At 38.8% G+C, this 13138-nt stretch carries 14 protein-coding genes; 4 read left to right on the forward strand and 10 right to left on the reverse strand.

Going from position 1 to position 13138, the window contains the following annotated elements; all coding sequences use genetic code 11:
* Positions 1–29: 29 nt before the first annotated feature.
* The 4 genes from BN53_RS08255 to yjbM form a co-directional block, all read right to left on the reverse strand.
* Positions 30–1805, reverse strand: a complete 1776-nt coding sequence (locus BN53_RS08255) for an oleate hydratase (protein ID WP_009560505.1) — start codon at positions 1803–1805, stop codon at positions 30–32.
* A gap of 99 nt (positions 1806–1904) precedes the next feature.
* Positions 1905–2801 carry an RluA family pseudouridine synthase gene (locus tag BN53_RS08260; protein ID WP_009560506.1) on the reverse strand — a complete coding sequence of 299 codons (897 nt, stop codon included), beginning with the start codon at positions 2799–2801 and terminating at the stop codon, positions 1905–1907.
* On the reverse strand, positions 2788–3591 hold the full coding sequence (locus tag BN53_RS08265) for an NAD kinase (RefSeq protein ID WP_009560507.1): 804 nt from the start codon (positions 3589–3591) through the stop codon (positions 2788–2790). The genes BN53_RS08260 and BN53_RS08265 overlap by 14 nt, the downstream gene beginning before the upstream one ends.
* Positions 3588–4220, reverse strand: coding sequence for a GTP diphosphokinase (yjbM, locus tag BN53_RS08270; RefSeq protein WP_009560509.1), 633 nt, complete (start codon positions 4218–4220; stop codon positions 3588–3590). The genes BN53_RS08265 and yjbM overlap by 4 nt, the downstream gene beginning before the upstream one ends.
* 86 nt (positions 4221–4306) lie before the next feature.
* Between yjbM and BN53_RS08275 the strand changes: the two genes are divergently transcribed.
* The gene (locus BN53_RS08275; RefSeq protein WP_009560510.1) at positions 4307–4930 is read left to right on the forward strand and encodes a CYTH domain-containing protein; all 624 of its coding nucleotides are present in this window, start codon (positions 4307–4309) and stop codon (positions 4928–4930) included.
* A gap of 73 nt (positions 4931–5003) precedes the next feature.
* Positions 5004–5630 carry a DsbA family protein gene (locus BN53_RS08280; protein ID WP_009560511.1) on the forward strand — a complete coding sequence of 209 codons (627 nt, stop codon included), beginning with the start codon at positions 5004–5006 and terminating at the stop codon, positions 5628–5630.
* On the opposite strand, the gene BN53_RS08285 is transcribed toward BN53_RS08280, so the two are convergent.
* From BN53_RS08285 to BN53_RS08310, 6 genes are all read right to left on the reverse strand, one after another.
* Complete coding sequence (locus BN53_RS08285) at positions 5627–6496, reverse strand: competence protein CoiA (protein WP_009560512.1); 870 nt, start codon at positions 6494–6496, stop codon at positions 5627–5629. The genes BN53_RS08280 and BN53_RS08285 overlap by 4 nt on opposite strands.
* A 76-nt stretch (positions 6497–6572) precedes the next feature.
* A complete protein-coding gene (locus BN53_RS08290) occupies positions 6573–7250 on the reverse strand; it encodes an adaptor protein MecA (RefSeq protein ID WP_009560513.1) in 678 nt (225 codons plus the stop codon).
* A gap of 91 nt (positions 7251–7341) precedes the next feature.
* Positions 7342–7746 (reverse strand): transcriptional regulator Spx, encoded by a 405-nt coding sequence (spx, locus tag BN53_RS08295; RefSeq protein ID WP_009560514.1) that lies wholly within the window; start codon positions 7744–7746, stop codon positions 7342–7344.
* A 221-nt stretch (positions 7747–7967) separates the two neighbouring features.
* Positions 7968–9701, reverse strand: coding sequence for a phosphoenolpyruvate--protein phosphotransferase (gene ptsP / locus BN53_RS08300; RefSeq protein WP_009560515.1), 1734 nt, complete (start codon positions 9699–9701; stop codon positions 7968–7970).
* Complete coding sequence (locus tag BN53_RS08305) at positions 9701–9967, reverse strand: phosphocarrier protein HPr (RefSeq protein ID WP_009560516.1); 267 nt, start codon at positions 9965–9967, stop codon at positions 9701–9703. Before BN53_RS08305 ends, ptsP begins: the two co-directional genes overlap by 1 nt.
* Before the next feature lie 127 nt (positions 9968–10094).
* Positions 10095–10280, reverse strand: coding sequence for a hypothetical protein (locus BN53_RS08310; protein ID WP_009560517.1), 186 nt, complete (start codon positions 10278–10280; stop codon positions 10095–10097).
* Between the two features lie 171 nt (positions 10281–10451).
* Here BN53_RS08310 and BN53_RS08315 point away from each other — a divergent pair, with 171 nt between their 5' ends.
* Complete coding sequence (locus BN53_RS08315) at positions 10452–12674, forward strand: ATP-dependent Clp protease ATP-binding subunit (RefSeq protein WP_009560518.1); 2223 nt, start codon at positions 10452–10454, stop codon at positions 12672–12674.
* Between the two features lie 141 nt (positions 12675–12815).
* Positions 12816–13097, forward strand: a complete 282-nt coding sequence (locus BN53_RS08320) for a DUF1827 family protein (protein ID WP_009560519.1) — start codon at positions 12816–12818, stop codon at positions 13095–13097.
* Positions 13098–13138: the final 41 nt, after the last annotated feature.

Raw genomic sequence — 13138 nt, forward strand, 5'->3', positions numbered from 1 at the left:
ATTTTTGCAAAATTTATTTCAAATCTAAACTAGATCAAATTTGCTTCTGCTAAAAGCTCTTCAATCCAAGTCTTCTTGATCTTCTTCATCCCTGACTTAAGTGCTAACTTAGCAGGCATTGGCAATTCTTGATCTTCAAGCTTGCTCTTGTCTGACATGTAGTACATTGCCCGAAGCAATTGACGAATATCGTAAATTGAGTCAAATACTTCTGGAACGCCGCGGTCAACATCTAATAAGCTGTAGACAGCTTCCATGGCTGTTCTAACTGAGTATTCAGTTGTGAAGACTGTGTCTCTAGTTGGGCTTTCTGCGAAGTTACCGATAAATGCTAAGTTGACTGATCCTTCTGGAACGACATCTGGACGGTCGCCAGCCTTTCTTGGCATGAAGTAGCTAGTAACATATGGCATGTAAACAGGTACAGTGGTCATGTTTTCTTCACTTGCATACTTAGAAATTTCAGCTTCTGGAACACCTAAGTGGTAAAGCAATTCTTCTGCAATTTCCTTACCAGTACATTCAGTAATCTTCTTGTGGATGTAGTTTCCTTCTGTATCTGAGTACAAAGTGTAAATCCAAACTACAATTTCATCTGGGTTTTGGCTCTTGAAGTGTGGTTGACGGTGAATAGTAAAACTCAAGCACCAGTTAGAGTCGGTAACTGTAATAATACCACCAGTATTGACTCTACCATCATACAAGTCGCGGCGAGTCAAGCGTTCAAAGTATGGTGCAAGCTTTCTATTCTTCAAAGTAGTAGTTGCTGAAACGAACCAGCTGCGTTCAGGAAGGTTTTCGCAGAAGACATCTGGGTTACCAAAGGCAGAGTCTTGTTCAGCCAATTTTTCCCAAAGCTTCCAAGAGTCGCCCTTTTCATGAGTAACTGGAGCTGGGGTGTTTTGATCACCGTAAGTTGAAGATTCAGTAATTGAACCGTTAGTTACAAATACCAGATCATCTTCAGTCAAGTCAATTTCTTGACGTTCATCATCCTGTTCAAAAATGATCTTCTTGGCAATCTTCTTGTCGCCCTTGTGATCAACAATAACATTCTTAACGTGAACATCATATTGCATATCAACATTGTGATCTTCTAAGTAGGCAAGAACTGGCTTTACCATTGATTCATATTGGTTGTAGCGGTTGAACTTCAAAGCAGTGAAGTCTGGCAAACCATCAATATGGTGAATAAAGCGCATGCAGTAGCGACGCATTTCTGCAACTGAGTGCCACTTTTCAAAAGCAAACATAGTTGCCCAGTACATCCAGAAGTTAGTTTCAAAGAATTCATCGCTGAAGAAGTCTTCAATGGTTTCATCCTTAAGTTCGCTTTCAGGAGTCATAACTAATTTTACGATTTCATTAGCGCACTTGCCTAAGCCATATTTACCATCATCTGGCAAGCGATTGCCACGATTATGAATCAAACGGCAATTCGATGAGTTAGGATCTTCTTTATCTAGCCAGTAGTATTCATCAAGATAGCTAGCTCCAGGAATTTCCAAACTAGGAATTGAGCGATACATATCCCAAAGGCATTCGAAGTGGTTTTCCATTTCACGACCACCACGAACAACAAAACCTGCATTAGGGCGATCTGCACCATCAAGCGAACCACCAGCTACTGGCAATTCTTCCAATAAGTGAATGTGCTCGCCAGGCATTTGACCATCGCGAACTAAAAATACAGCAGCTGCCAATCCAGCCAAACCGCTACCAATAATGTAAGCTGATTTTTTGTCAACGCCCGCAGGCTTTTTAGCGTGAGCGAATGCTTCATAATTACCATTTGAATAATACATAAAATCTCCTCCTAACCTATATAGGAATAGTTATTACTCTTTTATGAATATTGTAGTAAAAACGGTTACATTTTTCAAGAAGCTCATTGAAAAAAATGTCTAATTTTTTGCATTCAAATTTGACCAAAGTTCATTCATATCAACGGGTTCAGGGATTTCAAATTTTATCTGCTTTTCTGTAAAGGGATCAATAAACTCTAGCTTGCAACAATTCAAAGCCTGACGAGGAAAGTTGTCCTTTGCCCCATATAAACTATCTCCATATAGAATATGTCCCAAATAAGCCATGTGTACTCTAATCTGATGAGTTCTTCCTGTTAACAGTCTAAGTTCAACTAAACTTGCACCTTCAACTTGGTCAAGTACCTGGTATTGTGTAATCGCCATTTGGCCGTCCTGTTTAACAGCTCTTTTGACTCCGTCATCAATTTTTCCAATTGGCTGCTCGATTAGGCCAGTTAATTCATCTGCTTTGAAATTTCCATGAACGACGGCATGGTACTTCTTAATGAAGCGATGCTTGTCTAGCTGGCTAAAGCGAGCATGAGCAATCGAATTCTTGCCCACGATCATCAAGCCGCTTGTATCTCGATCTAATCTTGTAACAACATGTGGCTTTAAATCAGTGCGTTTTTGGCGCTCAAAATAGCCTAAGACGCGATTAACGATGGCATCGCTATCTTCATACCTAGATGGAATTGACAGTACTCCTGCCGGCTTATTAATCACCAGATAGGTGTCTGTTTCTTGAACAAGACTAAGCGGCTGATAAGAAGGCTTGAGCCATGGATTTTTCTTTTCTTCTCCAGTTACAAAAATAACCTCATCCCCAGTCTTAACATGATAATTCGTGTAGCGACGACGATGATTGACTAAGATCATGCCATTTTTCTTTTTCGCAGTGACAACCGCCTGCTTAGAGATGCCCTTTTTTAATAAAAAAGATCCTAATTGCTTAGGATCATCTTGCTTAACTTCAAACTTAAAAAGCGTCATGTGTTTCACCTATAAATGCGTCTTTGACTCTTGACCAGAAGTGGTGGTGGCCAAAGCGATCAAATTGAATTGATTTTTTGGAAATTTGATAAACAATCTTCTTGGCGTTGCGAACATTTAATCTTTCGCCATCGATTGTCAAAACAAAGTGATCAGAATTAGGGACAATCATGACCTGTTGGTCTGGCGCAATAACCATTGGAGATGACAATGTTCTAAACACCTGATTATTGATGGAGGCAATTTCTGTCATCTGCAAGGCCTTTAAGCCAGGCGCAATAACTGCCCCGCCTAAAGATTTGCCGTAGGCCGTTGAACCAGTTGGAGTGGAAATACACAGTCCATCGCCCCGGAAATTTTCAAACAATTCATCATCAATGTAAACATTGGCTTCCAAAGTATGAGACACCCGTTTAACGGCTGATTCATTCAAGGCTAAGTAATGTTCTTTTTCGCCTGACTCAGTAATCAAAATAATATCTAGCAGCGGATACTTGACTGATTCAGCCTGACTGCTAGCCAGTGCATCGATCATCTTCTCCACATCGCAGCTGCGCCAGTCTGTGTAAAAGCCCAAATGCCCTGTGTGAACACCGATAAAACGAATTGAATCAATTTGATTGATATAGCGATGAAAGGCATTGATCAAAGTTCCATCGCCACCAACAGTAATTACAATATCCGGATATTTCTCATCGTAAACAAAGTCGCGCTCTTCAAGCAGCTGCTTAATATGTGCGACTACCTTGAGAGTTTCTGGATAATTGTTATGTGCTATTGCAATTTTCATGCTTTTTCCTTGCCTTTATTCTTGGTAAAAATTCTCTGTGCCTCTTGAACTTCATCCTTAATGGCCGACATTTCTTCATCAAGCTGGTAAGCCGCTTCAGCTGTCCGCTTAAGTCTTTCAGAAATATCGTCTGGATATTCTCCTTGATATTTGTAATTCAAGGTATGTTCAACTGTTGCCCAGAAATTCATCGCTAAGGTTCTAATTTGAATTTCTGCAATTAAATTCTTTGGACCTTCAGGCAAATAAACCGTGTAAGAAATAACCATATGATATGAGCGATATCCTGAAGGCTTAGCATTTTGAATGTAGTCGCGCTCTTCGACTACTTCCATGTCGTCGCGAGCATGAATGAGGTCGACTACTTTATAGATGTCATCAACAAATTGCGTCACAATTCTAATTCCCGCGATATCCTGCATATCTGTTTCAATCACGGCCGGATCAATGACTCTTCTAGTCATTTTTTCCTCAATTGAGTCGACTGTTTTAACTCGTCCAATCACAAACTCGATTGGCGAGTGTTCGCCCTTGGTCAAAAAACTCTGCCTAAGGGCTCTAAATTTTACCTTTAATTCACGTACAGCCTCGTTATAAGGCCATAGAAAATCATCCCAATCAAAATTCATGAATTTTTCCTTTCTACTTAAACACAATAATTTTACCATATATAATGGAATTAAAACGATTCCAAATTTTCAAATGGGAGGAAACTATGAAAAATCGCGAAATTGAAGCAAAAATAATCTTACCTAAAGATGCTTATCAAGCTATGATCTCTAGCTTTGACAAAAAAGCTGACTTCACTCAAGCAAATTATTATTTTGATACTGAAAGTGGAATTTTAAAGGACAATAATATCAGTTTGCGGATTAGAACTTATCAAGACCACGCCGAACAAACTATGAAAGTCCCAGATGACAATCCCGTTCAAACTGAATTTCATGAAGTCATTGAAATTACTGACCCTTTATCATTAGCTAAGGCTAATAAGCTAATTGATCAAAGCACAAAAGATGGTAAAATAGATTTTTATGGAAATATTGGGCATTATCTTGAAAAAAACTATGCTCCTTATACTCATGAGCTTCAACTTCTTTCTTGGAGCAAGACAAGAAGAATTCTTGCCACTGGTCCTCATGATTGCGAATTAACGCTAGATCAAACTTCATATCCAGATGGCTATAGTGATTATGAACTCGAAATCGAAAATACCGATCCAGAACTTATCCAGCTCGCTTTAGCAAAGCTCAAGGAGCAATTCAAGCTCTCTAATGACTCCAAAATGCTCAACCAAAACAAAATAGCAAGAGCTATGATGCACAGGAAACAATCCTAGGCATATTTTTTGTATATGTATCTATTTCTTGCTAAAGTAACTATGAAGTATTTAACAAGAGGAGTTTATCATCATGTTCGAAATTTTTCTTTTTATAAATCCTATCGGGATTTATTGCTACGAAATCGAAAAAAGAATTCAAAAAGCGATCAAAGATTTAGATCTTGATGTTTGCTACCATTTTGTGCCAGTAGCAACTGTTGGCACTGTGCAAGAAGACTTAATTCGGCGCCGGAGAAATTCTCAACAATTGTGTGATTTATCTTACTTTACTCTAGCAACCAACCATGCTTTGGAAGATTATCATGCAATCAAACTAGCTTATGGCAATAAGCGTGCTAGAAAGTTTCTTTTTGCCTTGCAACAATATCTCAATGAAGATGGCACAACTTTTTCCTGCCAGCTAGTGGAGAAGATTTACCAAGAAATCGGCTTAAATAAAGCAACTATTCAAGAATTTAAATCTAGCGAGTACATTCGTGATTCAATCGATCAGGATCAAAAATTGGCCAACCAATGGCAAATCAAAAAAACACCAACTATCATCATTTTCAACGAAGAAAAAGAAAGTGACAGTGGTATCTTATTAGAAGGCCTAGTAAGCCAAAACGATCTATATAAACTTTTGACTCCAGACAATGAGCATGATGATGAATACAGCAATAATTTAGTTACAGCTAACCATTTGCGTTTAGTCTAATCGCAATGATTAGCTTTTTCTTTTGCCTTCAAAAAACTCAGCACCTTGTCTTCCTCCCCTGGCCTTCTGCCAGTAGCTAATATTTCTAGTGGCAAATCCGTCAATTGCAATCTTTGCACATATAAGGCCTCGGCAACTTTTAAACCGTATTTGCTCTTTTGGCTTATCTGCTTTTTAAGATGCAATAATTGCTGATGCGGATCAAACTTTACCGATCTAAGCTTAGGTCGAAACTTCCACAAGTCTATGACTCCTTGTTCATCTAAAGAAAAGGTTCGAACTTGATAGACTAACTGCCTTCCAGCTGGCGCCTGAACGATATTATATTTGAGGCGCAGATGTCCCTTGACTGGATCTACTTCTAGATAATACTCGCCCCAATGTTGGTTATTTCGGAAAAAGATCAACTGCGTCTGCTTCAACTTCTTGCCCAAATAGTGCCTTTTGCCAACAATCCATAAGTCAAAAACGCCAAGTTCTTGATATAAATGGTGGCGATGGGCAAATTCCTGCTTGCTTAGTGGCGCGCATTGAACCTCAATTGCCAGTTTATTAGAAACCAATACATCGCTTCGTAACCTCCCTTGGGCTAGTTGGACTTCAACTTGCGCATCAAATCCGACAGCTGTAAAAGCAGATTTCAGTAGCATCTTTGATAAATGATGCTCATCCTTTTCTCCTAAACCCTCATAATGGGCAAGATGCTTGAAAAAGGCAATCTTTGATTCAGAAATTACCAAAATTACCCTTTTTCTACATTGCGGACAACGGTATTTTTCGCAATTTAAGGCTTTTTGCCTGCTTAAGACTTGGTCAGCTTCTTCGACTGCAAGAACCAATTTTTTATTTAACATGGCAGCATACATTTTTACACCCCATATTTAAATACGCAAAAAAGGCAGAAAAATTTCTGCCTTTACCAAATCTTAAGAATTTATTTTATTAGCGATCAAAATAATAGCGCAAATTGCCCAATGCATCCTGACGCATTATGCACTTGCCTAGTCGCTTAGCTGTGCTAAATTCGCTATCATTTACCTTTAGCCCATATTCATTCATAATTGCCCAAGTATCTTCAGGTTTAATCTCGGCATAAATATCATTCAAAAAAGCTGCTTCAAGGTAATATTTCCCCTTAAAAAAGTACAGACTAGTAGCTAGATCGCTGACTTTTAAACTATCGGCAAGTTCAACTACCATACCTAAATCAGTGAAGCTATAAGCTTGTCGGTCATTAGTAGAATCATCTGCTTCGCTATCTGCTTCAGTTTGAGATTCAGCTTTAGCAGGGGGGCTTTCAGCTAAATCCGCAAATTCCATATCAACATCGCTATCAGCAGTTTGATCTAAGCCAAAGGCTTTAAGCACATTAGGATTATCTGCATCGACTTTGCTAATAAGTAAGTCTAAGCCATCGCGATTAGGCATCACTTGGAAACTTACCGGAGAGTCGTCTGCAAAGCTATGGTCTTCATCGATTTCGGATAAAATTGAATAGAAAAAGTCTTGGATCTTTAAACGATCCTTCAACATATCTAAAACGCTGACCCCACGTTCGGCCAATTCTTCTCTACTAATCTTTACTCGAATGGTTTTATCATCAATTCGATTAACTTTCACAATTTTCACCTCGTCATAGTTTGCCACCTATAAAGTATCACATATTTAGGAAAAATAAAAAAGCGTTATTAACTAACGCTCCCTTTGTTTTCTATGCTTCTAAATCTGCAATCTTTTGTGCTTCTGCTAGTTCTAAGCGACGAACCTTGCGTGGTAAGAAACGACGAATCTCGTCTTCATTGTAGCCAACTTGCAGACGGCGATCATCCATGATAATTGGACGCTTCAAAAGACTTGGATCCTCTTTGATCAAATCAATTAATTGGTCAATCGACAAATCATCTAAATCAACCTTAAGTTGCTTAAATACCCGTGAACGAGTAGAAATAATTTCTTCGGTACCATTTTCAGTCATTCGCAAAATTTGTAAGATTTCGCTCTTGCTTAGTGGATCAGAGAAGATATTTCTTTCTTTGAACGGAATTTCATGTTGTTCTAGCCAAGCTTTAGCCTTACGACATGAAGTACAACTAGGAGATACATACAAATTTACCATACAATTCACACCCCTTAAAATTATCGTTTACATATCTTATCTTACATATAGTATACCACTTCCACTGACTTTTTGTAAGTTATTTTTTGATAAACTTTTTTACAACCTTAAAAGTAGCGATATTACAATGTTTAGTATCTTAAAAAAATTCAATTTATTTAATTTTTGGCAAACAAAAAGAATATGTTGGACTAGTCCAGCATATTCTTTTTAAAATGGTGTTATTTAATGAGCTTGTCCATTAAATCCTTAACTAACTTCTCGTTTTCTTCAGAAGTTTCTGAAACGAAGCAAGCTTGGTTAGCTAATTCCTTAAGGTCTTCAGTATTCAACTTGCTCATCAAGCTTCTAATTCTCAAGATTGAAGTTGCGCTCATTGAATATTCATCAAGTCCCATTGACAATAAGATTGGGAACATTACGCTATCGCCGGCAGCTTCACCACACATACCTACCCAGATACCGTTCTTGTGGGCACCATCGATAGTTTGCTTGATCAAACGCAAAACTGATGGGTTGTATGGTTGGTAAAGGTAAGAAACGTTTTCGTTTCCACGGTCTGCAGCCATAGTGTATTGGATCAAGTCGTTGGTACCAATTGAGAAGAAGTCAACTTCCTTAGCAAATTGGTCAGCCAAAACTGCTGCTGCAGGTACTTCGATCATCATACCTACTTGAAGGTCGTCGCCTACCTTAATGCCGCTGGCAATCAACTTGTCCTTTTCGTCGTTTAAGATAGCCTTAGCCTTACGCAATTCACCCAAAGTACCAATCATTGGGAACATAATTCCCAATTTACCATAAGCTGATGCACGCAATAAAGCTCTTAATTGGGTACGGAAAATTTCTTCATTCATCAATGAAAGACGAACTGCACGTACACCTAAGAATGGGTTCATTTCTTCTGGCAAGTCCCAGTAATCAAGGTGCTTATCACCACCAATATCCATGGTTCTGATAACAACTTGCTTACCATTCATGCCTTCGATAACTTTCTTGTAAGCTTCGAATTGGTCATCTTCTGATGGGAAAGTACTTGAATCCATGTATAAGAATTCAGTTCTGTACAAACCGATTGCTTCAGCACCATTTTCATGAACACCAGGCATATCATTTGGAGTACCAATGTTAGCAGCAATAATAAATTGCTTGCCGTCAGCAGTTACCGAAGGAGCATCCTTCAACTTTTGCCATTCAGCCTTTTGCTTAAGGAATGCTTCAGCCTTTTCCTTGTATTCAGTTACTTGGTCATCAGTTGGCAAGATGATAGCTGCACCGTCTAAACCGTCAGCGATCATCATTTGACCATCAGTAATTTCCTTAGTAATTGAATCAGTACCTACTACAGCTGGCAATTCCAATGAACGTGCCATAATTGCTGAGTGAGCTGTTCTACCACCAATATCAGTTACAAATCCCTTAACGTAGTTCTTGTTAAGTTGAGCAGTATCACTTGGAGTTAAGTCGTGAGCTACAACGATAACTTCGTGATCAATTGATGCTGGGTCTGGCAACTTCTTACCAAGCAAGTGAGCCATGATACGCTTAGAAACGTCACGAACATCGGCAGCACGTTCTTGCATGTAAGGATTGTCAACCATGCTTTCAAAAATAGTAATGAATTTTTGAGCTGTTTCATCAAGAGCTGCTTCGGCATTAACTGATTGGTTCTTAATTTCTTCTTCAATTGCACCAGTAAATTCTGGGTCGTTCAAGATCATTAAGTGAGCTTCGAAAACTTGTGCTTCTTCTTCACCCAAGTTAGTCTTGGCAATATCACGAATATGTTCAACTTCGCTAGTTGAGTCGCTAACTGCTTTCTTGTAGCGAGCTACTTCAGAATCAATATCTTCGATTGTTGACTTGCTGAATGAAAGATCAGGTTCAACAAGAAGATATGCTGGAGCAATAGCAATACCATCACTAGCAGCAATACCATTAAGAGTCTTGGACATTATTCAGCTAAACCTTCTTTTTTCATAGTGTCAGTGATTGCTTCCAAAGCATCTTTTTCGTCGTCACCTTCTGCAGAGATGGTAACATCAGCGTTTTGACCAACACCAAGTGACATAACACCCATGATTGACTTCAAGTTAACTGACTTGCCGTTGTATTCCAAGTTAATGTCTGAACCAAACTTTGAAGCTGCTTGTACTAACAAAGTAGCTGGACGTGCGTGAATACCTGTTTCTGCAATGATGTGAAAATCGCGTTTTTCCATTTGAAATATCTCCTTTAAAATCAAAAAAATTAAACGGTAAACTAAAATACCCATTCGGTTAATAGATTATCATTTTTTTGCCGTTTGCACAACGAAAAAAGCGTAATTATGTAAATGTTTTCATTAACTATTTTTGCGCACTAACACTGGTATAGATAATATTTCCACCCCGCTTGGCCTCGCCAGTAATACTCTGCCTACGACCATAACCGCGCAAAACGCTTTGAAATTCAAAAGCATCCTTTGCTTCAACTTCATACTCAGCCAATTTTCCATCGACTAATTGATCTAAAATTTCTTCATACTTGTTCAAATTATCACATCCTCAATCACCAAGAATACCATTAATTCTACTAAATTTTGGCCCAAAAATTAAATTTTATAATTTTCTTACAAAAGATAAGTATTTCAGCTCTTAGCACTTGACTTTGTAGAGTGCTAATCATAAAATTTGAATTAGTAAAAGTGAAAGGCGGTAAAGAAATTGCTTTGTCAAAATTGTAATAGACGGCCAGCCTCCATCCACCTTTATGCTAAGGTGAATGGCCAAGACCGCGAGATGGATTTATGTCAAACATGTTATCAAGAATTTAGAAACAAACAAAGACAATCAGGTACTAATATGAACAATAATGGTAATAACGATTTCCCAGATCAATTCGATGATTTCAACCAATTCTTCGATTTTCTTGGAAACAATTTAAACTCAAATAACCAAAACCCAAGAAATAATGAACCAAAGAGCCAATTAGGCGGCGGTGGTCGCAAAGGCGGTTTGCTTGATCAATACGGTACTGACTTAACAGCTCTTGCTAAGAAAGGCAAGATCGACCCAGTTATTGGACGTGATCATGAAATTGCCCGCGTAATCGAAATTTTGAACCGTCGTACTAAGAATAACCCTGTCTTAATCGGTGAAGCCGGTGTTGGTAAGACAGCTGTTGTTGAAGGCTTAGCCCAACAAATTGTTGATGGTTCTGTTCCTGCCAAGCTTCAAGACAAGCGCATTATTTCATTAAATGTCGTTTCGCTTGTTCAAGGCACCGGTATCCGTGGTCAATTTGAACAAAGAATGGAACAATTGATCAAGGAACTCCAAAACCGCAACGATATCATCCTATTTATTGATGAAATTCACGAAATTGTTGGCGCTGGCAATGCTGAAGGCGGAATGGACGCCGGAAACATTATCAAGCCCGCTTTAGCCCGTGGCGAATTGCAATTAGTTGGTGCAACCACTATTAAGGAATACCGCGAAATCGAAAAGGATTCTGCTTTAGCTAGACGTTTCCAACCAGTAGAAGTTAAGGAACCTTCTATTGATGAAACTATCAGAATTTTAAAGGGTATTCAAAAGCGCTACGAAGACTACCACCACGTAAAATATACTGATAAGGCCGTTGAAGCTGCTGCTAAATTATCTGCAAGATATATTCAAGATCGTTTCTTGCCAGACAAGGCAATTGACTTGCTTGATGAAGCTGGTTCAAGAATGAACTTGACTATTCCTTATATTGATAAGGAAAAGATGCAAGAGCGAATCAACGCTGCAGAAGAATTGAAGCGCGAAGCTTTGAAGAATGAAGACTACGAAAAGGCAGCCTACTATCGTGATCAAATCGAAAAGTATGACAAGATGAAGGACCAAAAAGTTGACCCTGATAAGTCTCCAATTATTACCGACAAGATCATGAACAAGATCGTTGAAGAAAAGACCAACATCCCTGTCGGCGAAATTCAAAAGCAAGAAGAAGCACAATTGCAAAACTTGGCTAGCGACTTAAAGTCTCGCGTCATTGGACAAGATCAAGCCGTTGAAAAAGTTGCTAGAGCTATTCGTCGTAACCGCATCGGCTTCAACAAGTCAGGCCGGCCAATCGGCTCCTTCCTCTTTGTTGGACCTACTGGTGTTGGTAAGACTGAACTTGCTAAGCAACTAGCAAGACAAATGTTTGGTTCTGACGATGCAATGATCAGAATTGACATGTCAGAATACATGGAACAATACTCCGTTTCTAAATTGATCGGTTCTGCTCCAGGTTATGTTGGCTATGAAGAAGCTGGTCAATTGACTGAACAAGTCCGTCACAACCCATACAGCTTGATTTTGCTTGATGAAATTGAAAAGGCTCACCCTGACGTAATGAACCTCTTCTTGCAAATTCTTGATGATGGTCGCTTAACTGACTCTCAAGGTCGTACCGTTTCCTTCAAAGATACAATCATCATCATGACTTCAAATGCAGGTCAAGGAATCAAGGAAGCTAGCGTTGGATTCACTGCTGAAAATAACAGCGATAAGTCCCCTGACGCTGCTAGAAATGCGATGACTCAATACTTTAAGCCAGAATTTTTGAACAGACTTGATGACGTAATTGAATTCAAGGAATTGGACAAGACTGACTTAATTAAGATCGTCAACTTGATGCTTGCTAAGACCAATGAAATGGTTAAGGATCAAGGTCTTCACATCGACGTAACCGATGCAGCTAAGAACAAGCTAGTTGAAGATGGCTTTAACCCAGCTATGGGTGCTCGCCCACTTCGCAGAACTATTCAAGAAGAAATTGAAGATACTGTTGCCGACTTCAAGTTGGATCACACAGATGCTAAGAACTTGAAGGCAGATTTAGTTGATGACAAGATCGTTATCTTTGATGAAGATACTAACAATCAACCAGCTGAGGAAGCTGAAACAGAAGAATAGTATTTTAAAAGGTGGCGTCAGGTCTAGCTTAAGATGAGTGCCACCTTTTTTTGTATATTTGTTAAAAAAATCATTAATTCAACCGGACAATTAGGTTATACTTAAATTGTAAGGTGATAACTAGAGAAACGGGTGAGATCTATGCATTTAATCGATGTAACCAACAGCTACGCAGAATTAGTTCACAGTCAACTTAATACAACCGACGCTACTTATGTCAAGGTCTATTCATTAGGCAATACTTCAGTCGTCTACACTGAAAGCAAGATTGCCATTGGTATCGTTTTAGAGAATCATGATCGTCGCATTCGTGAAAATGAAGTTGAATTTGTGATCAAGCGTTTAGTTAAAAATCATGATGCTACCTACACTCTTACAGTCGACCGTAGCAGACACTTGATTGAAATTCACCTTGATAAGTAATCAAAAAAATCCCAATAGCCAAAAGCTGTTGGGATTTTTTG

This window comes from Lactobacillus pasteurii DSM 23907 = CRBIP 24.76 (genome assembly GCF_000297025.1).
GTDB classification, from domain to species: Bacteria; Bacillota; Bacilli; order Lactobacillales; family Lactobacillaceae; genus Lactobacillus; species Lactobacillus pasteurii.